At 58.2% G+C, this 21322-nt stretch carries 20 protein-coding genes; 13 read left to right on the top strand and 7 right to left on the bottom strand.

Features of this window, described 5'->3' with window-relative positions; genetic code table 11:
* The first annotated feature begins 218 nt into the window (after positions 1-218).
* From GOV79_RS18235 to GOV79_RS18225, 3 genes are read left to right on the top strand one after another with little or no spacing between them, the layout of a single operon-like run.
* Positions 219-1016: a hypothetical protein gene (locus GOV79_RS18235; protein ID WP_170786645.1), complete on the top strand. Its 798-nt coding sequence runs from the start codon at positions 219-221 to the stop codon at positions 1014-1016.
* Complete coding sequence (locus tag GOV79_RS18230; RefSeq protein WP_170786647.1) at positions 1016-1408, top strand: cell division protein ZapA; 393 nt, start codon at positions 1016-1018, stop codon at positions 1406-1408. Before GOV79_RS18235 ends, GOV79_RS18230 begins: the two co-directional genes overlap by 1 nt.
* A complete protein-coding gene (locus tag GOV79_RS18225; RefSeq protein WP_170769655.1) occupies positions 1405-1755 on the top strand; it encodes an MliC family protein in 351 nt (116 codons plus the stop codon). Before GOV79_RS18230 ends, GOV79_RS18225 begins: the two co-directional genes overlap by 4 nt.
* Here GOV79_RS18225 and grxD read toward each other — a convergent pair whose 3' ends face one another.
* From grxD to GOV79_RS18195, 6 genes are all read right to left on the bottom strand, one after another.
* Complete coding sequence (grxD, locus tag GOV79_RS18220) at positions 1756-2118, bottom strand: Grx4 family monothiol glutaredoxin (RefSeq protein ID WP_170791053.1); 363 nt, start codon at positions 2116-2118, stop codon at positions 1756-1758.
* Complete coding sequence (locus tag GOV79_RS18215; RefSeq protein WP_170791051.1) at positions 2105-2389, bottom strand: hypothetical protein; 285 nt, start codon at positions 2387-2389, stop codon at positions 2105-2107. The genes grxD and GOV79_RS18215 overlap by 14 nt, the downstream gene beginning before the upstream one ends.
* A gap of 161 nt (positions 2390-2550) precedes the next feature.
* Entirely contained in the window at positions 2551-2787 is a 237-nt protein-coding gene (locus tag GOV79_RS18210) for a BolA/IbaG family iron-sulfur metabolism protein (RefSeq protein WP_170354080.1), read from the bottom strand.
* Positions 2788-2912: 125 nt separating this feature from the next.
* Complete coding sequence (gene purL, locus GOV79_RS18205; RefSeq protein ID WP_170791049.1) at positions 2913-5072, bottom strand: phosphoribosylformylglycinamidine synthase subunit PurL; 2160 nt, start codon at positions 5070-5072, stop codon at positions 2913-2915.
* 154 nt (positions 5073-5226) lie between these two features.
* Positions 5227-7470 (bottom strand): mechanosensitive ion channel family protein, encoded by a 2244-nt coding sequence (locus GOV79_RS18200; RefSeq protein WP_170769658.1) that lies wholly within the window; start codon positions 7468-7470, stop codon positions 5227-5229.
* A gap of 268 nt (positions 7471-7738) precedes the next feature.
* Positions 7739-8644, bottom strand: a complete 906-nt coding sequence (locus GOV79_RS18195; protein WP_170786651.1) for a LysR family transcriptional regulator — start codon at positions 8642-8644, stop codon at positions 7739-7741.
* 170 nt (positions 8645-8814) lie between these two features.
* Between GOV79_RS18195 and GOV79_RS18190 the strand changes: the two genes are divergently transcribed.
* The 10 genes from GOV79_RS18190 to GOV79_RS18145 all read left to right on the top strand — a co-directional run bounded on the left by GOV79_RS18190 (position 8815) and on the right by GOV79_RS18145 (position 20227).
* Positions 8815-12234, top strand: coding sequence for an indolepyruvate ferredoxin oxidoreductase family protein (locus GOV79_RS18190; RefSeq protein WP_170791047.1), 3420 nt, complete (start codon positions 8815-8817; stop codon positions 12232-12234).
* An 81-nt stretch (positions 12235-12315) separates the two neighbouring features.
* Positions 12316-13194 (top strand): lysophospholipid acyltransferase family protein, encoded by an 879-nt coding sequence (locus GOV79_RS18185; protein WP_170791045.1) that lies wholly within the window; start codon positions 12316-12318, stop codon positions 13192-13194.
* A gap of 8 nt (positions 13195-13202) precedes the next feature.
* On the top strand, positions 13203-14012 hold the full coding sequence (gene murI / locus GOV79_RS18180; protein ID WP_170769662.1) for a glutamate racemase: 810 nt from the start codon (positions 13203-13205) through the stop codon (positions 14010-14012).
* A gap of 93 nt (positions 14013-14105) precedes the next feature.
* Positions 14106-15134, top strand: coding sequence for an N-acetyl-gamma-glutamyl-phosphate reductase (gene argC, locus GOV79_RS18175; RefSeq protein ID WP_170791043.1), 1029 nt, complete (start codon positions 14106-14108; stop codon positions 15132-15134).
* A 7-nt stretch (positions 15135-15141) separates the two neighbouring features.
* Positions 15142-15588 carry a cytochrome c maturation protein CcmE gene (gene ccmE / locus GOV79_RS18170; protein WP_170769664.1) on the top strand — a complete coding sequence of 149 codons (447 nt, stop codon included), beginning with the start codon at positions 15142-15144 and terminating at the stop codon, positions 15586-15588.
* A 119-nt stretch (positions 15589-15707) separates the two neighbouring features.
* Positions 15708-16319: a holin-associated N-acetylmuramidase gene (locus tag GOV79_RS18165; RefSeq protein ID WP_170791041.1), complete on the top strand. Its 612-nt coding sequence runs from the start codon at positions 15708-15710 to the stop codon at positions 16317-16319.
* A complete protein-coding gene (locus GOV79_RS18160; RefSeq protein WP_170791039.1) occupies positions 16310-16888 on the top strand; it encodes a holin family protein in 579 nt (192 codons plus the stop codon). Before GOV79_RS18165 ends, GOV79_RS18160 begins: the two co-directional genes overlap by 10 nt.
* Positions 16889-16963: 75 nt before the next feature.
* A complete protein-coding gene (locus tag GOV79_RS18155) occupies positions 16964-18928 on the top strand; it encodes a heme lyase CcmF/NrfE family subunit (protein ID WP_170791037.1) in 1965 nt (654 codons plus the stop codon).
* Complete coding sequence (locus tag GOV79_RS18150; RefSeq protein WP_170791035.1) at positions 18925-19377, top strand: cytochrome c-type biogenesis protein; 453 nt, start codon at positions 18925-18927, stop codon at positions 19375-19377. Before GOV79_RS18155 ends, GOV79_RS18150 begins: the two co-directional genes overlap by 4 nt.
* A 73-nt stretch (positions 19378-19450) precedes the next feature.
* A complete protein-coding gene (locus GOV79_RS18145) occupies positions 19451-20227 on the top strand; it encodes an enoyl-CoA hydratase-related protein (RefSeq protein WP_170791033.1) in 777 nt (258 codons plus the stop codon).
* 3 nt (positions 20228-20230) lie between these two features.
* Here GOV79_RS18145 and bmt read toward each other — a convergent pair whose 3' ends face one another.
* Entirely contained in the window at positions 20231-21244 is a 1014-nt protein-coding gene (bmt, locus tag GOV79_RS18140) for a betaine--homocysteine S-methyltransferase (RefSeq protein WP_170791031.1), read from the bottom strand.
* Positions 21245-21322: the final 78 nt, after the last annotated feature.

Below are 21322 nucleotides of genomic sequence, written 5' to 3'. Positions count from 1 at the left end.
GATTACGGGCAGATTGCGCGCTGAATACCACTCAGCCCTCAAAGTGCAAGCAGAACCGGGGGTTACGCGGTCGCAGTGGTTCAAGAATGCGGTCCAAGTGATTGAAAGCAAACAGTGGGTATTTTCCGCGCCATTCGGTTAGACTAGGCCAAGACGAAGACAATGTTGATTCGCACAAATCACATTTCAAGGAACCTTGGTAAACAGGTGGCACAGGTATGAGCCAGATCGAAGAACTACAACGTCGCATTGTCGCCGCGATGGAACGGATTGGAGCCGGCGTCGATGCCTTGGGCACCAAACCAGCAGATCCCTCCGGACAAGACGATGTACTGAAAGCTGCATTGGATGACGAAAAAGTTGCCAACGCGCAGCTTGAAGAGCGTTTGAAATCGCTGAAACAGCGCCACGAGCAAGAGGTCGACGCGATGCGCGCCGACATGGAAAACTTGCGTGCAGCCCCGGTCGAAGACCCTGAGGCGCCTCAATTGCGTCAGCAATTAGCAGAGGCGACCGCGAAACTGGCTTCTGTCGAAGCGGCGCGGGCCGAGTTGGCCGAAGCCAAGGCGGCTTTGGAAAATCAGGATGAACTGGACGCGCTGAAATCCGAAAACGAAGAGTTGAAGGCCGCGATCAACGGGGCTCTGGCTCTGGAAGAAGAAAACGCGCGTCTGCGGTCCGAATTGGCTGATAGCGAGCGGGTTGCTGAACTTTCGGCCGAGTTGGAGATGCTGCGCGCCGAACGCAGTAGTCACGGGGCCGCGATGTCGCGTCTGGATGATGACCTGCAACGGATGCGCAAGGCAAATGAACAGCTGCGCGAGACGGTAGATGAGCTGCGGTCTGCCTCGCAAAACGGAATGCCGGATGCCGAATTGTTGAACCGCGCCACGGTGGCCGAGCTTGAGGCGACCCGCGCCGCACAAGCCACAGACGCGGCCGAAGCCCACGCAGTTCTGGCCCGGCTAGAGCCGTTGTTGTCGCGCGCGAAACTGGCGGAAGGTGAGGTGGAGTAATGCCCGAGGTGACCATTCAAATCGGCGGTCGTGGCTTTGAAGTCTCGTGCCAGCAGGGGGAAGAGGTGTTCTTGCAGGCCGCTGCCAAGATGTTGGACGACGAGGCTCAAGTGCTGTCGGATCAGATTGGCCGGATGCCGGAATCGCGGATGTTGCTGATGGCTGGGCTGATGCTGGCCGATAAGGCCGCCGCTACGGATGATCGTATCAAGATGCTGGAAGGCAAGCTGGCTGAGGTCGAGGCCGAGGTGCAGACCCTGCGCAACGCCCCGCAGCCTGAACCAGAGCGTGTCGAAGTGGCGGTCGTGCCGCCCTCGGTCACGGATACGCTGGCGGAACTGGCCGCACGGGCCGAGGCATTGGCGTCGGTGGTGGAAGAGAAAGCGGGATGAAATTTTTCCCTGCTACTGCGCTAGCTTCCATGCTGGGCATGTGGGGCAGCGTCGCGTCGGCCCAGATAGACGTCCTGCCTGTGACCTTCACATGCGAGAACGGCACTCCGCTGGAGGTGATCTTTTTCAACGCTACAGACGGTGCAAGTGCTGCGGCGATGTTGGTGGATAACCGGTTGATTGCATTGGAGCAGACCATCAGCGGGTCGGGTATCCAATACCGCTCCAGCGGTCCGGGTGGCAGCTATGTCCTGCGCTCGAAAGGCTGGGACGCAACTGTCAGCTATCTGGCGGCAGGCGATGCCGCCAGCGAGCAGGTTGTTCTAAGCGATTGTAGTAGCCGCTAATCAGGCGTTAGCTTCGCGGATCTTGTCGGCGGCATCTTTGTTGTAGCCGACGCCATTGTCGTCAAACAGCGTGTCCAGTTCGCCGGACAGGGTCATCTCGGTGATTATGTCGCAACCGCCGACGAATTCACCTTTGACGTAAAGCTGCGGCACGGTCGGCCAGTCGGAATAATCCTTGATGCCCTGACGGACCTCTTCATCAGCTAGAACGTTCACGTCGGCATAGTCGACGCCCATATAGTTCAGCACACCAGCCACGCGGGACGAGAATCCGCATTGCGGCATTTCCTTGGTGCCTTTCATATACAGCACCACATCGTTGGCTTTGACGGTTTCGTCAATCTGGGTCTTAACGTCGCTCATCTTGCGTTTCCTTCTCCCCCGCGTCCGGGGCGTTGGTTTCATCCTGAGACAGACCGGGGGTCCATCCTTCGTTCTGTAGCCGCCGCTGCTCCGTCTGAGCCAAAATGTACGGGTCGAGACCGCGGCGTTTGATACCGCCAGCTTCGCCGATCTTGTCCGGGGCCGGGCGTATTTCGACCAGTTTGTGTTTTCTTTTCCGTTTCACATAGGCTTCGATCAATGCGGCGGCAACTATTGATGCAAAAACTATTGCAAAAACGATGGAAGCCACTGGCATCAAGATTAAGAACTATCTGAACGATGCTGTTCGTTCGCGCTATTACGGAGTCTTCTACGATAGTGAAGTATCAAACCGGGCAAACCGATCAGTACAAGTGGAGCTAGCAAACTGCTAAAACGCTATATGCCGCAATTGAACCGTAGATCGCTAAGTTACTCCGGTACTTTCGTTGTCAGCGCCAGCGCGTGCAGCTCTCCATCTGGGCCGTCCATCTTGCCTTTCAAGGCCGCATAGACCGCGCGCTGTTGTTGAACCCGGTTTTTGCCGCGAAAGCTCTCGTCCACGACCATCGCGGACATATGCACGCCATCACTGCCGCCGACTTGAATTTCCGCATCGGGAAAGGCTTCGCGCAGCAGGTGTTCGATTTCGTGGGCGCTCATCGGCATGTAGGTTACTCCTGAAGGTCTTTCCCAAGATGTAGAGCGCCTAAGCGGGGCGCGCAAGTGGTCCTGAGACGACAAAACCCGCGCCGATCAAAGCGCGGGTTTCGGTATCGTTTGAGAAGGCTATGTCAGGCGACAGCTTCCGCAAAGCTGCTGCGGAATGTGGCGGTCAGCTCAACCAGCGCAGCCTCAGAGCCTCCGATCTTGACCGCATCGCCGGTGAAGCGGCCGACCGAGACCAGCGGAACGCCGGCCTGACCGGCAGCGATCATTAGCGCCTCAGCCTGATCAAAGTTGCAAGCCACCAAATACCGGGCTTGATCCTCGCCAAACAAGAATTCGGTTGGAGCTTCGTCTAAGTGGACACCGACGCCCGCGGCCTCGGCCAGTTCGAACGCAGCTAGCGCCAGACCGCCATCGCCCAGATCGGTACAGGCTTTGATCATCTCGCGGTTGGCGCGGATAAACTCGCCGTTGCGCTTTTCGGCCTCCAGATCGACATGGGGCGCGTCGCCGTCTTCGCGGTTGAACACCTCAGCCAGCAGGGCGGATTGACCCAGATGGCCATTCGTTTCACCGATGACCAGAGCGACATGGCCTTCGCGCACCTCATTTCCGATGATCTCATCAGTGTGGTTTAGCAGGCCAACCGCGCCAATGGTGGGGGTCGGCAGGATCGCTTGACCGTCGGTCTCGTTATAGAGCGAGACGTTGCCCGACACGATCGGCATATCCAGCGCGGCGACAGCCTCGCCAATGCCTTTGATCGCGCCGACAAACTGTCCCATGATCTCGGGCTTTTCGGGGTTGCCGAAATTCAGGTTATCGGTGGTTGCCAGCGGGGTTGCCCCCACGGCGGTCAGGTTGCGATAGGCTTCGGCCACCGCCTGCTTGCCGCCCTCAATCGGGTTGGCACGCACGTAACGCGGGGTCACGTCGCTGGTGAATGCCAGAGCCTTTTCGGTGCCATGCACGCGGACCATACCCGCGCCCAGACCCGGCGTGCGGGCGGTGTCGGCCATGACCATCGTGTCATATTGCTCGTACACCCATTGCTTGCCTGCGTAATTGGGCGAAGAGAGCAGGGCACGCAGACCATCGATTGGATCAATCTGAGGGACCTCGGCCAATTCCTCGGCTGCGGGTGTTTCGACCCAAGGGCGGTCGTACTCGGGCGCGGTCGAAGACAGTTTCGACAGAACCAGATCAGCTTTGACATCGCCATTATGAACGATCAGGAAACGGTCTTCAGCGATTGTTTCGCCAACAATGGCAAAGTCCAGATCCCATTTCTCGAACACGGCGCGGGCCTCAGCCTCAAGCTCGGGCTTGAGGACCATCAGCATCCGTTCCTGAGATTCCGACAGCATCATCTCATAGGCGGTCATGTTTTCTTCGCGCTGGGGGACGTTCTCGAGATCTAGACGTACGCCAAGGCCACCCTTGTCGCCCATTTCAACTGCGGAACAGGTCAGGCCAGCTGCACCCATATCCTGGATCGAGATCACGGCGCCGGTCTGCATCAGTTCCAGCGTTGCCTCCATCAGGCGCTTTTCAGTGAAGGGGTCGCCAACCTGAACGGTGGGGCGCTTTTCTTCGATGGTGTCATCGAACTCGGCCGAGGCCATGGTCGCACCGCCAACGCCATCACGGCCGGTTTTGGCGCCAAGATAGACGACAGGCATGCCGACGCCCGAGGCGGCCGAGTAGAAAATCTTGTCGCTATCCGCCAGACCGGCGGCGAAGGCGTTCACAAGGCAGTTACCGTTATAGGCCGGGTGGAACCGCACCTCGCCACCCACGCAGGGCACACCGAAGCAGTTGCCATAACCGCCAATGCCTTCGACCACACCATTCACCAGCTGGCGGGTCTTGTGGTGGCCGGGTTCGCCAAAGGACAGCGCATTCATCGACGCGATGGGGCGCGCGCCCATGGTGAAGACATCACGCAGAATGCCACCTACGCCAGTCGCCGCGCCCTGATAGGGTTCGATGTAGGACGGGTGGTTGTGGCTTTCCATTTTGAAAACCACAGCCTGACCATCGCCGATATCGACCACGCCTGCATTCTCACCCGGACCGCAGATCACCTGCGGGCCCGAGGTGGGCAGGGTGCGCAGCCATTTCTTGGAGGACTTGTAGGAACAATGCTCGTTCCACATGGCCGAGAAAATACCCAGCTCGGTAAAGGTCGGCTCGCGCCCGATGATTTCGAGGATCATGTCATATTCGTCGGGCTTAAGCCCGTGTGCGGCAATCAGATCCGGGGTGATGGCGGGCTCTTGCATCTTATGTCCTGTGTCCAAAGGGGCCGAGATTGCGCGCCTTTTAGGGCAAGGGCGCGCCCGTGGGAAGGGTCAAGTCACCGCAGGGTGGTCTGGATGAAGAAAAACGGGCCCCGCAAAAGTGCAGGGCCCGCGTATTGGTTCAAAAAGCGTGGGCTCAGGCCGGGGCTTCGCCCTTGTTGACTGCATCGGCGGCGGCGGCACCGACGGCTGCTTTTTGCTCTTCCGAGAGGTTCTCGTTCTCTTCCAATCCCGGAATGGCAACCCGAACTTCCCGGCGCGCAAAATCGATGCCGTTGGCATTGAATTCCGCCTTCACGCGATTGAAAATCTCTTTGCGGAGCGTGAACTGTTTGCCCGGTTTGGCCATGAACTTGCCCCGGATAATCATGCCGACATCGTCGAAGTCGAATACTCCTTGAGATTTGAACGGTTGCAGGAAGCCATCCTTGTGGGTCTCGTCCTGCATCATCTCGGCCCCGATCTTCTTGAAGATTTTCTTGACCTTGTTGGGATCAGTATCAAACGGCACGGTAAATTTCAGCTTCATGATGACCCAGTCGCGGCTGAAATTGGTCAGCTTTTGTATCTCACCATAAGGGATCGTGTGAACGGGTCCGCGGTGGTGGCGCAACTGCATGGAGCGGATCGAGATCTTTTCGACAGTACCCATGGTGCCGCCCACATCGACATATTCACCCACGCGGAAGGCATCGTCGATCAGGAAGAAGATGCCGCCGACGATGTCAGCCACCAGTTTCTGTGCGCCGAAGCCGATGGCCAGACCCAGAACACCGGCACCAGCCAGTAAGGGCGTGATGTTGATGCCCAGCGCCCCGAGGGCAAGCAGGCCGAAGATTACCGCGATGGTGATCTGCGCTGTGATGCGCAGCAGCGGCAGGACAGTCGCAAGACGCGAACCACCCGCGCCGCCGCCTTCGCCACCGGCTTCTTCGTCCAGCGCCTCAGCTGCGGTCTGTTCCTTAGCCAAGCGACGGTTGATCCAAAGAGAGACGACCTCGTTTAAGATATAGCCAATGGCGATGATCAGCAGGAACTCGATCACGGCGCCGCCCACTTCGGCACTGACGCCGGCCGAGGCCACATCGCGCAGGTCCAGATGCCAGGCGTTCGCGATCATGAAGACAACGAAAAGGCCCGCAATAACGCGACCGATGCGAATATAGCTGCGCTTGGCCGAGCGATGCGCCCGTTCGGCTAGCGGCCCTTCACCCGACATCGGCGGTTGAAGATGCCGCACCAAGCCCCGAATCAATGTATCAAGTGCAGGCGCGATCAGCAGCCAGAACATGGTGGTGAAATGCGCCCCGTTGACCAGAACACGCATGACAGCGGGGTCACGCTGCGCCACAAGGAATTCGACCAGCAACCAGATCGCGACCGAGACCCCAATTGCGAAATAGGGGTAATAGTGCGAAACTTCTTCGTCGAATTTGGTGTGATCGGGGTCTGTACCCAACATCATCTGGGATAGGCCCTCGCGCGCAGTCCAGGCGATCAGGCCGATATAGATGTGGATCGCGGCGTTCAGCCAGAATCCGATGCGCGTATCGTCTGATGTTATGTCATTCAAGCCATTGAAGCGCAGGATGAACAGGGTAAAGCCGATCAAGATGAGCAGGCCAATCAGATTGCGATGCAGGTATTTTGCCCAGTGATCATCAATGTTGACGAGCCGGAACTGCGGTTTTTGCGGTGCCAGAACAAAGCGCGAGACAGCGGCCCCAAGACGCGGCACCCAGATCAGGTAGAACACAAAGGGTCCGGCATAGATGATCTGCTCAGGCGTCAACACGCCGCGACCGAATGCACGGACGACCACATAAAATACGATTAGCCCCGCGATTTCCCTACAAAACCGTCGAAACAGGTATCGGGCAGCGCCCCATAGATCGGCCTCGTCCGCGACCTCTGTCGCTTCGTGCCAATGACGGGTCAGGAAAATAAACAGTTTTTCGGCGACATACCCAACCAGAAGGACGGACAAGACGAGCCCTAATAGAGTGAAAACCCCGGTCGTGCCGAACGTATCAGCGAAATTGCCGAACGCTGTGATCTGCGCCGTTACAATCCTGGGAAGTGTTGTAAGAACATGAGTCCAGGACGAAACCATCTCGGCCCAGATTTCGTTGATTTCGGTCAGTGGGTCTTCGACATTGGCTTTTTCAGCGGCTTTTTGTTCGGCCACGGCATCCAGCCGCTCCAGAAGAATCGCGCGCACCTGATCGTCAGACATACGCGCAACAAGATCGTCGACCTGTTCAGGTGTCAGATCCTCGGGAATTGTGACCGATGACGCGCTGGTATCCTGCGCAAAAACGGGAACCGCCAGAGAAAGCGCAGCGACCATCGCCAGCGCCAGGCGAAGTGGGTGAAGCATGAATGAGCCCTCGAACACAAATTATTTAGCTTTTTCGGGATCATATGCGGTTGGAGGAATTTTTCCCAGTAGTTTTGCGGGGGCGACAAGGGTGGAAGCCAAAAAAAAGGCCGAGCACTAAGCTCGGCCATAGTCCAACAGGGAGGTATGAAGATGATGAGCGTTGCAGCATCATCGCCTTCATGTGCTCATTTAGGGATCACTTTATGAACGATCAAGATGTTTCAGACTGATCAAAGGTCATGTCCGCTATGACCTTGGTGCATAGCTAGAGTTTTCCCATCTGCTTCAACTGTTTGCGCTGCGCGATGATTTCGTCCTGCACGAAGTCGCGGAAAGCGGCGACACGCTTGGAATGTCGCAGTTCTTCGGGGTAGGCCAGATAAACGGGGACATCTGCAGTTTCGATATCGGTGAGCAGGGGTACCAGATGTGGAAAATCCTGGGTTACGTAGTCCGGCAAGACGCCGATGCCAAGGTTGTGAAGCACGCCTTGCAGCACGCCGAAATAGTTGTTCACTGACAACAGGGACCTGGGGTTATAGGTCATCAGGTGCCGTACCATGGCGGCACTTGCCCCAACTTGCGGTGCCGATGGCGTCTGGCTGATCAGCCGGTGGTTCGCGATTTCCTCCAACTCCTCAGGGGCGCCGTTTTCCTCTAGATATTCTTGCGTGGCGTAAAGCTGCATCTGAACGGTCATCAGGCGTTTGCGTACTAGATCAGCCTGGCTGGGCTCTTTCATGCGGATGGCGACGTCTGCTTCACGCATGGGCAAGTCCAGAACCCGCTCCTCTAGCATCAGGTCAATGTTAAGGTCCGGGTATTGTTCGTAAAGCTTCGGTAGGCGTGGTGCGAGCCAGAGCGTGCCAAAGCCGAACGTTGTGGTGACGCGCAGAACGCCGAACACTTCTTCTTCACTGTCACGGATACGCGCGGCGGCGGCATCCAGACGTTTAGACATGGCCGAGGTGGCGTCGAACAGCAACTCGCCCTGTTCGGTCAGGATCAGTCCGCGTGCGTGGCGGTGGAAAAGAGTCGAATCAAGCGATTCCTCCAGCGCCCGAATTTGGCGGCTGACGGCGGATTGCGACAAATTCAGCTTGTCGCCCGCATGAGTCAGGCTGCCTGCATCGGCCACCGCGTGAAATATCCTAAGCTTGTCCCAATCCATCGCCGCAACTTTCGTTATCTTTTGGAAGCCCTATATGAAATAGGTAACAAGTTCTACATTCAAACTGTGATTTTGGCAGGATTACAGAGGGTAAACCCTATACAGGTCAGAAATTGTGACCTAAAATGCGAGGGAAATACGCACACTGATCTGACGAGGGGAGACGTCTGATGAGCCAGCCACAGATATCGCTGAACGACCGGTTTGATATTGAGAAGAACCCCGTCCTTTTGAACGGCACACAGGCGCTTGTGCGGTTGATGCTGTTGCAGAAGGAACGTGACCGACAGGCAGGTTTGAATACTGCAGGTCTGGTCACAGGGTATCGGGGCTCTCCGTTGGGTGCGGTCGATCAGCAGATGATGCGGGCGCAAAAGCATCTGGCTGAAAGCGATGTCACCTTCCAATTCGGCCTGAACGAAGATCTTGCTGCCACCGCGCTCTGGGGCAGTCAGCAGGCAGGTCTGCGGGGTGATGGCAAGTTCGATGGCGTGTTCGGCCTGTGGTACGGCAAAGGCCCCGGCGTTGATCGTTCGGGCGACGTGATGCGCCATGCCAACATGGCGGGAACGGCGGAACATGGCGGTGTCCTTGTTGCGATGGGCGACGATCACACCGGCGAAAGCTCGACCGTGCTGCACCAGTCCGAGTGGGCGTTGGTGGATATGTATATGCCTATTGTCAGCCCGGCGGGTGTTCAGGAAATCCTCGATTACGGCATCTACGGATATGCGCTCAGCCGGTTTGCGGGCGTGTGGGTCGGGTTGAAGACGATGAAGGACACGATCGAAGTGACCTCGGTCGTCGATGGCAGCCCGGATCGGATCAAAGTGGTCACGCCGCAATTCGACATGCCCCAAGGCGGCCTGAACATCCGTCTTGGCGACACGCCGCACCTGCAAGAGGCGCGGATCATCGACGCCAAAAGGTTCGCGGCTGAGACGTTCTCGCACGCCAACAAGATGGACAAGCGCGTCTGGGGCAAACCCGGTGCCAAGATCGGTTTCGTCGCGGCGGGCAAGAACTGGCTGGATCTGGTCCATGCTCTGTCGCTGCTCAATATCGACGAGGCTGAGGCCGAACGGCTGGGGATCACAACCTACAAAGTGGGCCAGACCTTCCCACTGGATATGGCGGGTTTTCATGACTGGGCCGAAGGGCTGGACCTGATCGTCATCGTCGAAGAAAAACGCAAGCTGATAGAGGTTCAGGTCAAGGAAGCCATCTTCGACGACCGTCGCGGGCGGCGCGTGTATGGGTGGTACAAAGGTGGTGCAGGGACCCTACACCGGGAAGAGCTGTTCCCGACCCGCGGTGCCCTTGATCCGATTATGATCGCGGAAAAGCTGGGCGATATCCTGATCGAAGAGGGGCGCGAAACCGACGGTGTGCGTGCAGGGCTTGCCAAACTGGCCGAGTCGCGCCGGGCCGACAATGCCGAAGAGATCGCGACGCGTTTGCCCTATTTCTGCTCGGGATGTCCGCATAACAGCTCGACCAAGGTGCCCGACGGCAGCCGTGCTTATGCAGGCATAGGGTGTCACTACATGGTTCAATGGATGGACCGAAATACCTCGGGCTTTACCCAGATGGGGGGCGAAGGCGCGAACTGGATTGGCGAGGCTCCATTCTCGACCACACCGCACGTCTTTCAGAACCTCGGCGACGGGACCTATAACCACTCGGGCGTGCAGGCCATCCGGGCGGCGCTTTCGGCGGGGACGAACATTACCTTCAAGATCCTGTTCAATGATGCCGTTGCCATGACAGGTGGACAGGGCAATGAGGGCGATTTGACCGCCGAACGCATCGTGGCCGAGGTCAAGGCGATGGGCGTACAGCACGTGGCTTTGGTCTATGACGAAAAGGAAGATGTGAATTTCAAGGCGCTGCCATCGGGGGTAGATACGTTCGAACGCGCCGAACTAATGCAGGTTCAGGAAAAATTCCGCGAGATCGAGGGCGTCTCGGTCATTGTCTACGTGCAGACCTGCGCTGCTGAAAAACGTCGCCGTCGCAAGCGCGGAACGTTCCCGGACCCGGATAAACGTGTCTTCATCAACACTGACATCTGTGAAGGCTGCGGCGATTGTGGGGTTCAATCCAACTGCGTCTCGATCGTTCCGAAAGAGACCGAGCTGGGCCGGAAGCGCGCGATTGATCAATCCAGTTGCAACAAGGATTTTTCCTGTGTGAACGGATTCTGCCCGTCTTTCATCACGTTGGAAGGTGCGAAGATCCGTAAGGAGGCCACCACCGAAATCGACTTGCCGGATTTGCCAATGCCCGATCTGCCAGAGATCAATGGCACGCACAACGTGGTGATTACCGGAATTGGCGGGACCGGCGTGGTGACGCTGGGCGCGGTATTGGCGCAGGCGGCGCAGATCGACGGCAAAGGTGCGGGCATGATGGAAATGGCTGGCCTGGCGCAAAAAGGCGGCGCGGTGCATATCCACTGTCGTCTGGCCAATCGCCCCGAAGATATCAGCGCCATCCGCGTGGCCACCGGCGAGGCACATGCGCTGATTGGTGGCGATCTTGTCGTGTCCGCAGGGGCAAAGACCCTGGGCCTGACCCGTGCGGGCCAGACCGGTGCCGTGGTCAACAACCATGAAACGGTGACAGGTGATTTTACGCGTGACACCGCCTTCCGTATCCCTGGCGAACGTTTGGAACTGGCACTGGAAGCGCGGCTGAAAGAGGATGTCTCCCTGTTCGACGCGACCGCATTGGCGCGCGCCGTGATGGGGGATTCGATCTATTCCAACATGATGGTCTTTGGGGCCGCGTGGCAGCGTGGATTACTCCCGGTCAGCCATTCGGCCATAGAACAGGCTATCGAATTGAATGGCACTGCAGTGGAACGCAATAAGCGCGCCTTTGATATCGGCCGCTGGGCGGTTCTGCACCCGCAGCAGGTCGCCGATATCCTGAAACCGAACGTCGCTGAACTGCCCAAAACGCTGGATCAGATCATTGATTTCCGTGCTAACCACCTGACCGATTACCAAAGCGCGCGTCTGGCCAAAAAGTATCGCAAAATGGTCGATGCCTTCGAGGATACCGATATCCGCGAGGCCGTAGCGCGGGGCTATCACAAACTTCTGTCCTACAAGGATGAATACGAGGTCGCGCGTCTGCTGCTGACCAGTCGCGAAAAAGCCACAGCCGAGTTTGATGGCGATTTTCAAATGACCCTGCATCTGGCCCCGCCCATTCTTGGCAGCAAGGGGCCGAATGGTCGCCCGAAAAAACGAACCTATGGCGAATGGATGCTGGGTCCGCTCAAGCTCTTGTCCAAGTTGAAAGTCTTGCGAGCGACGCCTCTGGACATTTTTAGCTACAGCTCCGAACGTCGGATGGAGCGCGCCCTGATCAAACAATATGAGCGTGATCTCAAAGAGATCACTCCGCTGATCAACGCTCAGACACGGGACGCGGTGATCGCACTGGCGCGTCTGCCGCTGGACATTCGTGGCTTTGGTCCGGTCTTGAAGGAAAGCGAAGCCAAGGCCGCCAAGCGGCGCGAAGAACTGTTGTCTGTCATTCGCAGCGGTGGGCCCGATTTGCGCGCGGCGGCGGAATAGATCGTCACATCCCTGTCACGATCTCTAGGCAAACCTGTGGGCTGCACCTAAGTTGCAGGCCACAGAACCTCGGAGACCGCAATGCCTTCGCCCCGCCATGTCGCTCGTGACATTTCCTATGCTTATTCCGCCGAAACCAAAGGCGGTCGCATGGTCATCAAGTTGATGGAAAACACGACGGGTCGGATGCGCCTGATCAAACGCGCGGACGGCTATGAGCAAGAGGTCGCGCAGGGCCGCGATTTTTGGACGGTCATGGTGGACCGTTATGGCCTTTCTCTGGATGTGGTGGGCGGATCGCTCGCGAATATCCCCAATACCGGCCCGCTGATCCTGATTGCCAACCACCCCTATGGCATTCTTGATGGGATGATGATGGGACATATTCTGTCGCAAACGCGCGGCGATTTCCGCATTCTGGCCAACAGCGTGTTTCGCAAGGCCGAAGACTTGAACCGGGTCGTGTTGCCTGTGTCGTTTGACGAGACCAAAGAAGCGATGAAGCTGAACTTGCAAACTCGCAAAACGGCCCTGAACTATCTGGGTGACGGTGGCGCGATTGGGATTTTCCCCGGCGGTACGGTCAGCACCGGGGTTAAGCCGTTCTCATACCCGATGGATCCGGGCTGGCGCGGCTTTACTGCACGAATGGTCGCTAAATCGAACGCAACAGTGGTGCCGGTCTTCTTTGACGGTCACACCTCGCGTCTGTTTCAGATCGCCAGCCATCTGCACAGCACTTTGCGCATGGGATTGCTGATCAAAGAGTTCAAAAAACGTGTCGACACTCCGGTCAAAGTGGCGATCGGGAAGCCGATCAGCCGCGACGTTCTGGACCCTCTGGCCAGTGACACACGCAAGATGATGGATTTCCTGCGCAAAGCCACGTATGAGCTGTCCCCGAAGCCGTTGAAGTCTTATGACTACGGCTATGAGTTTGAGGAACGGCATCGCGCCTGAAGGGGCAAATGGCAGTAGGTATTTTTGATTCTGGTTTGGGCGGGTTGACCGTTCTGGACGCCGCGCAGAAACGTCTGCCGGAAGTGGATTTTCTGTATTACGCGGACAGCGCGCACGCGCCTTATGGCGTGCGGGATGCGGAAAACATTTATGACCTGACCCGCGGGGCGGTGAACGCGTTGTGGGACCGCGGCTGTGATCTGGTGATCCTGGCCTGCAACACCGCCAGCGCTGCTGCGCTGCGCCGGATGCAAGAAGAAGGCGTGCCCGAGGGCAAGCGCGTGCTGGGTGTCTTTGTACCGCTGATCGAGGCTTTGACCGAGCGGCAATGGGGCGACAACAGCCCTCCGCGTGAGGTTGCCGTAAAACATGTGGCGCTGTTTGCGACGCCCGCGACTGTCTCCAGCCGTGCATTTCAGCGCGAACTGGCCTTTCGCGCCATTGGCGTGGATGTTGAGGCCCAGGCCTGTGGCGGCGTGGTCGATGCCATCGAGGACGGCGACATGATTCTGGCCGAAGCCCTGGTACGCAGCCATGTCGATGCTCTCAAACGCAAGATGCCTGATCCGCAGGCCGCGATTTTGGGCTGCACCCATTACCCGCTTATGGCCGAGACCTTCCAGGCGGCTCTTGGTCCGAATGTGCAGGTGTTTAGCCAAGGTGATCTGGTGGCCGAAAGCCTAGCGGATTACCTAGCCCGGCATCCAAACATGCTGGGCAAGGGCGAGGCTGGGTTTCTGACCACCGGCAAGCCCGCCTTCGTCAGTGACCGGGCAACGCAGTTCCTGCGACGACAAATCTCCTTCGAGGCTGTCTGACTTAGGTCAAGGACGCCAAACGGGCGAATCCGTAAACCAAGGCCGGCGCATCGGCGGTCGTGATATGTGACATATGAATAGAAGAGGTCTGACATGACCCATAAAATCGCAATTCTGGGCGCTTCCGGCTACACCGGTGCCGAACTCGTGCGCCTGATCGCCGAGCATCCGAATATGGAGATCACTGCGCTGGCCGCCGAGCGTAAGGCGGACCAGTCCATGGCGCAGGTCTTTCCGCATCTGCGCCATATGGATCTGCCGGACCTGTGCAAGATAGCCGAGATTGACTTTTCGCAGATCGACCTGTGTTTCTGCGCCTTGCCGCACAAAACCAGCCAAGAGGTCATCCGCGATCTGCCCAAAGATCTCAAAATCATTGACCTTTCCGCCGATTTCCGCCTGCGCGACCCGGATGACTATGAGAAATGGTACGGCAACCCGCATGCCGCTTTGGCGCAGCAGGACGAAGCCGTCTATGGCCTGACCGAGTTTTATCGCGATGATATCCGCGATGCGCGTCTGGTGGCGGGTACCGGCTGCAACGCGGCTACAGGGCAATATGTGCTGCGCCCGCTGATCTCGGCCGGGGTGATTGATCTGGATGACATCATTCTGGACCTCAAATGCGCGGTGTCCGGCGCGGGGCGGTCGCTCAAGGAAAATCTGCTGCATGCCGAACTCAGCGAAGGGTACAACGCCTATGCCGTGGGTGGCACGCACCGGCATCTGGGTGAGTTCGATCAGGAGTTCTCGGCCCTAGCAGGACGTCCGGTCCATGTGCAGTTCACGCCGCATCTGGTTCCGGCCAACCGGGGCATCCTGGCGACCACTTACGTGAAAGGCGATCCAGAAAGCGTGTATGAAACGCTGGCCAAAACCTACGAACACGAACCTTTCATTCAGATGCTGCCCTTCGGTGAGACCCCGTCGACCCATCATGTGCGGGGCTCGAATTTTTGCCATATCGGCGTGGTGGGCGACCGGATCGAACGTCGCGCCATTGTGATCGGCGCGCTGGATAATCTGACAAAAGGTAGCAGTGGCCAAGCCTTGCAGAATGCGAACCTGATGTTAGGTGAAACTGAAACCCTTGGCCTGATGATGGCCCCTCTATTCCCGTGAGGATATCATGAAGTCTCTCAAGAAACGTCGTCGCGTACAAATCATTCTGCTGGCTGTGGTGGCCTTGGTGTCATCGACGGCGTTGATTGGGTGGGCTTTGCAGGATGGAATCAACTTTTTCCGGTCCCCCAGCGAAGTAATCGCCGAGCCACCCAAACCGACGGAGGTTTTTCGCATCGGCGGGTTGGTCGAAGAAGGCTCAATCGTGCGGGGGCAGGGTGAGACTGTGACCTTTGTCGTCACAGATGGCGGTGAAAGTGTACCGGTGGCCTTTACCGGTGTCCTGCCTGATTTGTTTACCGAAAATCAGGGTATGGTTGGCACAGGCAGCTACGTGAATGGCGTGTTTGAAGCCACTGAAATCCTTGCGAAACACGATGAGACATACATGCCAAAAGAGGTGGTGGATGCGCTCAAGGAACAAGGCGTCTACAAAGAAGGCAGCGATAGCTGAACTCCGCTCAGATTTGAGTAAACGGGCGTTGCGAGGATGAACCTTGCAGCGCCCTTTGTCATTGTTCTGAATTAACCGTTCTCTGCCAGCGTCCTCGGCAATCAGATGCGGAGGATGCCATGCAAACGGTTCGGGATATCGCAAAGCAGATCGTGGCGCGCGAAGGTGGGTTCGTGGACGACCCGGACGACCCCGGCGGCGCGACCAAATACGGCGTCACAATCCATACGATGCGGCGTTTGGGGCTGGATTTGAACGCGGACGGTCAGATGACGACAGAGGATGTCAGGCTGCTCAGCCTATCGCGAGCCGTCGAGATTTTCGTCACGCATTATTTCGACCGTCCCCGTCTGGCCTTGCTGCCCGAGGGTCTTCAGGCGTCAGTTTTCGACATGTATGTGAATACCGGCGCGCAGGCCGTGAAACTCCTGCAACACTTGCTGCGCGATATGGGGTTTGCGGTGACGGTTGATGGGGTCATCGGGCCGCAAACCGCGCAGGCCAGCCTCAAGGCTGCCGAAAGGAGCCCAACGGCCTTGGCCGATGCATACGGGATTGCGCGCCGGAACTATTACTTTCGACTGGCCGACCGTCGCCCTGCGTCCCGAAAATACGCGCGAACGCGGGCCGGGGGGAAGGGCGGGTGGATACGCCGGGCGGAAGAGTTCATTTCGGCCCGCTATCACCTGAACGAACGCGAATTTCAGCAAAGGGTTGCGCAATGGGATTGATCTCGGATGTCTTGACGTTTCTGTTCGGAGGAGGGCGCAACGTGGTGCGTGAAACCGCTGAGGTATTCCGCGAGAATGCCGAAAACAGCGCTGTCCGGGATGCGACGGTTCAAAGCCAAACGCTTGCGCAGTTTGGGGCCGAGTTTCAGATGCCGCAGAAAGGCGCCTATGACCGGTTCATCGACGGGTTAAACCGCCTGCCGCGCCCCGCGCTGGCGCTGGGAACGATGGGGTTGTTTGTGGCTGCCATGATCGACCCGCTGTGGTTTGCCGCCCGAATGCAGGGAATCGCCTTGGTGCCCGAGCCGCTTTGGTGGCTTTTGGGGGTCATCGTGTCGTTTTATTTCGGTGCGCGACATCAGGCCAAGGCACAGGATTTGCAGCGGGAAATCTCAGCCACAGTCCTGCGCGCACCCCAGGTTGCCGGAAACATCGAGACCCTGAATGCGCTACGTCACACCAGCGTGGGTCGGTCGGATCCTGGCCCTGACGCAGAACTGTCCGAGATGATCTTGACCCCGGACCAGAACCCGGCACTTGAAGAGTGGCGTCGCGCGAAAACAGCCTGACCCGCGACACTATGTGCGTGCTGTTTAAGCGAAAGTTATTGGTGCTTGCGACGCAACAGGACTATATCCGGGGCCATGATTACAGAACTCGGTCACTACGCGCTCATCCTCGCCTTCCTCGTTGCGATTGTGCAAACAGTCGTTCCCTTGATCGGCGCGGCCAAAAGGTGGACCGGGTGGATGACATTCGGCGAGACGGCGGCCATCGCTCAGTTCGTTTTGGTCGGGTTCTCTTTCTGTGCATTAGTCTGGGCCTTCACGACTTCGGACTTCTCGCTGCGCATCGTGGTTGAGAACAGCCATTCCGCAAAGCCGATGCTTTATAAGATCAGCGGCACATGGGGAAATCACGAAGGGTCTATGTTGCTGTGGGTCTTCATCGTGGCGATTTTCGGCGGTATGGCAGCGATATTCGGCGCGGGGTTGCCGCCAACGCTGAAAGCACGCGTCTTGGCGGTGCAGGCGGCAATTGGTGTCGCGTTCTATGCCTTTATCCTGTTTACATCGAACCCGTTTGATCGCCTGATCGTCGCTCCGTTTGATGGGCGGGACTTGAATCCTCTGCTGCAAGACCCCGGATTGGCCTTCCATCCGCCCTTCCTGTATCTGGGCTATGTGGGTCTGAGCATGGCCTTCAGCTTTGCCGTCGCCGCCCTGATCGAGGGCCGCGTAGACGCGGCCTGGGGACGGTGGGTACGCCCCTGGACATTGGCCGCATGGGTGTTTCTGACCATCGGTATCGCGCTGGGATCGTGGTGGGCTTACTACGAGCTCGGCTGGGGTGGATTCTGGTTCTGGGATCCGGTTGAGAATGCCTCGTTCATGCCATGGCTTTTGGCGGCGGCGCTGCTGCACTCGGCCATTGTGGTCGAGAAACGCGAGGCGCTGAAAAGCTGGACCATCCTGCTAGCGATCATCGCATTTGGGTTCTCGCTGATCGGCACGTTCATCGTGCGCTCGGGGTTGCTGACCTCGGTCCATGCCTTCGCAAACGACCCGGAACGCGGCGTGTTCATCCTGTTCATTCTTGTGATCTTCATTGGCGGCGCGCTGACGTTGTTTGCCGCACGCGCGCAGGCGATGGAGGCCAAGGGTGTCTTTGGAATGGTCAGCCGAGAAAGCGCGCTGGTGCTGAACAATATCTTGCTGGCCGTTAGCTGTTTCGTGGTCTTTTTCGGAACCATGTGGCCCATGGTCGCCGAGATGGCGTTTGATCGGAAACTGTCCGTTGGGCCTCCGTTCTTCAATGCCGCCTTCACGCCCTTCATGATTGCTTTGGGCCTTGTGCTGCCCATTGGGGCGATCCTGCCGTGGAAGCGGGGTAAGATCGGCAAAGCGGCATATTCGCTACGCTATGCGTTTGTGCTGGCTGTTGCATTGGCCATTCTGGTTTGGGCGATGCAGACCGGCCGCAGCGCCATGGGCCCGGTTGGGCTGTTTCTTGGCGCATGGATCACCTTCGGGGCAGCGGTGGACCTGTGGAGTCGCACGGGCCGTAAAGGCAGCATCCAACGTCTGTTCCGACTGCCTGGTGCGGATTGGGGCAAAGCAGTCGCTCATACTGGGCTTGGCGTCACTATCTTTGCCATTGCGGGTTTGACCGCTTGGGAAGTCGAGGATATCCGCGTCGCACAACCTGGCCAACCTTTCGAGGTTGGGCAATTTACGCTGACACTGGAAGATGTCAGACGGGTTGAAGGTCCCAACTATTTCTCGACAACTGCTGATGTTCGGGTCGAAAAGAATGGTCGTCCGATGGGCAGCCTGCATCCCGAAAAGCGCGACTATCCAGTTGCGCGCATGCCCACAACAGAGGCCGCGATCGACTATCGCTTTTTAGGCGATCTTTATGTTGTGATCGGCGATCAGCAGGCCGATGGCGGCTGGGTCATGCGGACCTATATCAAACCGCTGGCCAACTGGATTTGGGGCGGGTGTATCCTGATGGCGCTGGGTGGTTTCCTCAGCCTGTCGGACCGGCGGTTCCGGGTCGCAGCGGGCGCGCGCAAGGCCCCAAGTGGCGGAGTACCTGCGGAATGAAGCGCCTTTTCCTGATCTTCGCCCTAATCGCCTCACCCCTGTTTGCGGTGCAGCCTGATGAAGTGCTGGACGATCCGGTTCTTGAACAACGCGCCCGCGATCTGAGCACCGGGCTGCGGTGCCTTGTTTGCCGCAACGAAAGTATCGACGAAAGCAACGCTGATCTGGCCCGTGACCTGCGCCTATTGTTGCGCGAGCGTCTGGTTGCCGGGGACACGGATGACGAGGCGATCCGGTTCATTGTAGATCGTTACGGCGAGTATGTCTTGCTGAAGCCAACAGTTACGGGGTCGAACCTGATGTTGTGGCTGGCCGGTCCGATCATGCTATTGATCGCCGCTGCGATGGGGTGGAATTTCCTGAGAAAACGTTCGGACGTTCAGGTCGCGGGCTCGGATACGCTCAGCGAGGCGGAAAAGAAGCGATTGGAACAAATTCTCAAGGACTAACCCTTGGTCGGTCTTTCCCTTGTGATGTAATTGCGTCAGGGTTTGCCCAAGACTGTTGTTTGGGGGGATCCTGATGAATTACGAAACCGTGTTGCTCGACATCTCGGACAATCTGGCGGTGCTGACATTGAACCGGCCCGACAAGATGAACGCGATGACAGCGCAGATGCGGGCCGAGGTCGCCTATGCGATGAAACAGGCGGCCGCGAATGCGCGTGCGGTGGTTCTGACCGGCGCTGGCGCAGCGTTTTGTTCCGGGCAGGATCTGGGTGATGCGTCCAGCACCGGCAAGATCGACCTTGAGCGGACCTTGCGCGATGAATACGAACCGATGCTGGAAACGATCTACAACTGCCCCGTGCCGACCATCGCGGCGGTGAACGGTCCAGCGGCGGGGGCAGGGTGCAATATGGCGCTATGTGCCGATGTAGTGATTGCCACGGAAAGCGCCTATTTCCTGCAAGCCTTCGCGCGGATCGGGCTGTTGCCGGATGCGGGCGGCACTTGGTTCACGCCGCGCCAGATGGGGTTTGCCAAGGCGATGGGCGCCGCACTTTTCGCGGACAAGATCAGCGCCCGGCAAGCAGATGAGTGGGGCATGATTTGGGAGGCCGTCCCAGACACGGAATTCGACGCACATTGGCGCAAACGGGCGACTTATCTGGCAAATGGTCCGACCGCAGGGTTCAGCGCGATCAAGAAAGCGATCCGTGGTACTTACGAAAAAACGCTGGACGAACAACTGACGATCGAGGCCCATTTGCAGGGCGAATGCGGACGTTCGCGTGATTTTGCCGAAGGTGTCGTGGCCTTCATGGAAAAACGCCCCCCGAAATTCGAGGGGCGCTGATCGTCAGGCGCGGCGGCGGCGGCGTGTCCGTCGCTCGGGCACGGCATCCTCACCCGTGCCGTCCGAGGCCGATGAGAACGGCCCCAGCGCATCCGTGATCTGATCCAGAGTAGGGCGCACACCACGCGGCGCGCTGTCCAGCGCTTCGCGCATCTTGCGCAGGTGATCGGGCATCGTGCCGCAGCAGCCACCGATGATTGTTGCGCCGGCATCGCGGGCCATGGCCGCATACTGGCCCATCAACTCGGGCGTGCCGTCATAGTGGATATGGCCGTTCACATATTTGGGGATACCCGCATTGCCTTTCGAGATCACAGGACGTTCGGTGCCCTGTGCCGCAAAGCCCAGAACTGTACGCAAAATGTCCGATGCTCCGGTGCCGCAATTAGCGCCAAAGGCCACGGGCGGGTTCGGTAGCGTTTCAACCAGTTGCGCCAGGTCGGCCGAAGTCACACCCATCATGGTGCGCCCTGCGGTGTCGAAGCTCATAGTCCCGCACCAGGGCATGTCGGCCAGCGCAAAGGCTTCGGCGGCAGCGCGGAATTCCTCAGGTGCGCTGATGGTTTCAAGCCACAGCACATCGGCACCGCCTGCTTTCAACGCTTCGGCCTGCTCGTGGAACATCTCGACGGCACCTTCATGAGAAAGGCTGCCCACGGGCTCCATAATCTCTCCGGTCGGCCCGACCGAGCCCGCGACGATCACGGTGCGGCCGGCCTTGTCGGCCACCTCACGGCCCAGCTCGGCCCCGATGCGGTTCAACTCAGCCACGCGGTTCTGCGCGTCGTGGAGTTTCAAACGGGCGGATGTACCGCCAAAGGTGTTGGTCAGGAACAGATCGCTGCCCGCATCGACCGAGCCCTGATACAAAGCCTTGATCTTGTCAGGCGCGTCTAAATTCCACAGCTCAGGCGCGTCACCGGATTGCAAGCCCATGTTGAACAGGTTTGTTCCGGTGGCCCCATCGGCCAGAATCGCATCTTTGGTTTCCAGAAGTTTCGTCAGTGCGTTTGTCATTGGGCTATCCCAAAAAGTCGGCGAAGCCGATAAAACTAAGAAGTCCCGTGTCTCATGACCGGGACTTCAAAGCAAATT

It is taken from the genome of Ruegeria lacuscaerulensis (assembly GCF_013034745.1).
In the GTDB taxonomy this organism is placed as follows: Bacteria; Pseudomonadota; Alphaproteobacteria; order Rhodobacterales; family Rhodobacteraceae; genus Ruegeria; species Ruegeria lacuscaerulensis_B.
This window is presented reverse-complemented; position numbering and strand designations above follow the sequence as displayed.

Bases quoted from the DNA above. Each gene is read 5' to 3' on its own strand.
- bmt (WP_170791031.1), bottom strand. From the start codon at position 21,244: ATGACAAACGCACTGACGAAACTTCTGGAAACCAAAGATGCGATTCTG.
- GOV79_RS18190 (WP_170791047.1), top strand. From the start codon at position 8,815: ATGAGCCAGCCACAGATATCGCTGAACGACCGGTTTGATATTGAGAAG.
- argC (WP_170791043.1), top strand. From the start codon at position 14,106: ATGACCCATAAAATCGCAATTCTGGGCGCTTCCGGCTACACCGGTGCC.
- GOV79_RS18210 (WP_170354080.1), bottom strand. From the start codon at position 2,787: ATGCCGATGAGCGCCCACGAAATCGAACACCTGCTGCGCGAAGCCTTT.
- ccmE (WP_170769664.1), top strand. From the start codon at position 15,142: ATGAAGTCTCTCAAGAAACGTCGTCGCGTACAAATCATTCTGCTGGCT.
- grxD (WP_170791053.1), bottom strand. From the start codon at position 2,118: ATGAGCGACGTTAAGACCCAGATTGACGAAACCGTCAAAGCCAACGAT.
- GOV79_RS18185 (WP_170791045.1), top strand. From the start codon at position 12,316: ATGCCTTCGCCCCGCCATGTCGCTCGTGACATTTCCTATGCTTATTCC.
- purL (WP_170791049.1), bottom strand. From the start codon at position 5,072: ATGCAAGAGCCCGCCATCACCCCGGATCTGATTGCCGCACACGGGCTT.
- GOV79_RS18150 (WP_170791035.1), top strand. From the start codon at position 18,925: ATGAAGCGCCTTTTCCTGATCTTCGCCCTAATCGCCTCACCCCTGTTT.
- GOV79_RS18230 (WP_170786647.1), top strand. From the start codon at position 1,016: ATGCCCGAGGTGACCATTCAAATCGGCGGTCGTGGCTTTGAAGTCTCG.
- GOV79_RS18235 (WP_170786645.1), top strand. From the start codon at position 219: ATGAGCCAGATCGAAGAACTACAACGTCGCATTGTCGCCGCGATGGAA.
- GOV79_RS18155 (WP_170791037.1), top strand. From the start codon at position 16,964: ATGATTACAGAACTCGGTCACTACGCGCTCATCCTCGCCTTCCTCGTT.
- GOV79_RS18160 (WP_170791039.1), top strand. From the start codon at position 16,310: ATGGGATTGATCTCGGATGTCTTGACGTTTCTGTTCGGAGGAGGGCGC.
- GOV79_RS18195 (WP_170786651.1), bottom strand. From the start codon at position 8,644: ATGGATTGGGACAAGCTTAGGATATTTCACGCGGTGGCCGATGCAGGC.
- GOV79_RS18200 (WP_170769658.1), bottom strand. From the start codon at position 7,470: ATGCTTCACCCACTTCGCCTGGCGCTGGCGATGGTCGCTGCGCTTTCT.
- murI (WP_170769662.1), top strand. From the start codon at position 13,203: ATGGCAGTAGGTATTTTTGATTCTGGTTTGGGCGGGTTGACCGTTCTG.
- GOV79_RS18145 (WP_170791033.1), top strand. From the start codon at position 19,451: ATGAATTACGAAACCGTGTTGCTCGACATCTCGGACAATCTGGCGGTG.
- GOV79_RS18165 (WP_170791041.1), top strand. From the start codon at position 15,708: ATGCAAACGGTTCGGGATATCGCAAAGCAGATCGTGGCGCGCGAAGGT.
- GOV79_RS18225 (WP_170769655.1), top strand. From the start codon at position 1,405: ATGAAATTTTTCCCTGCTACTGCGCTAGCTTCCATGCTGGGCATGTGG.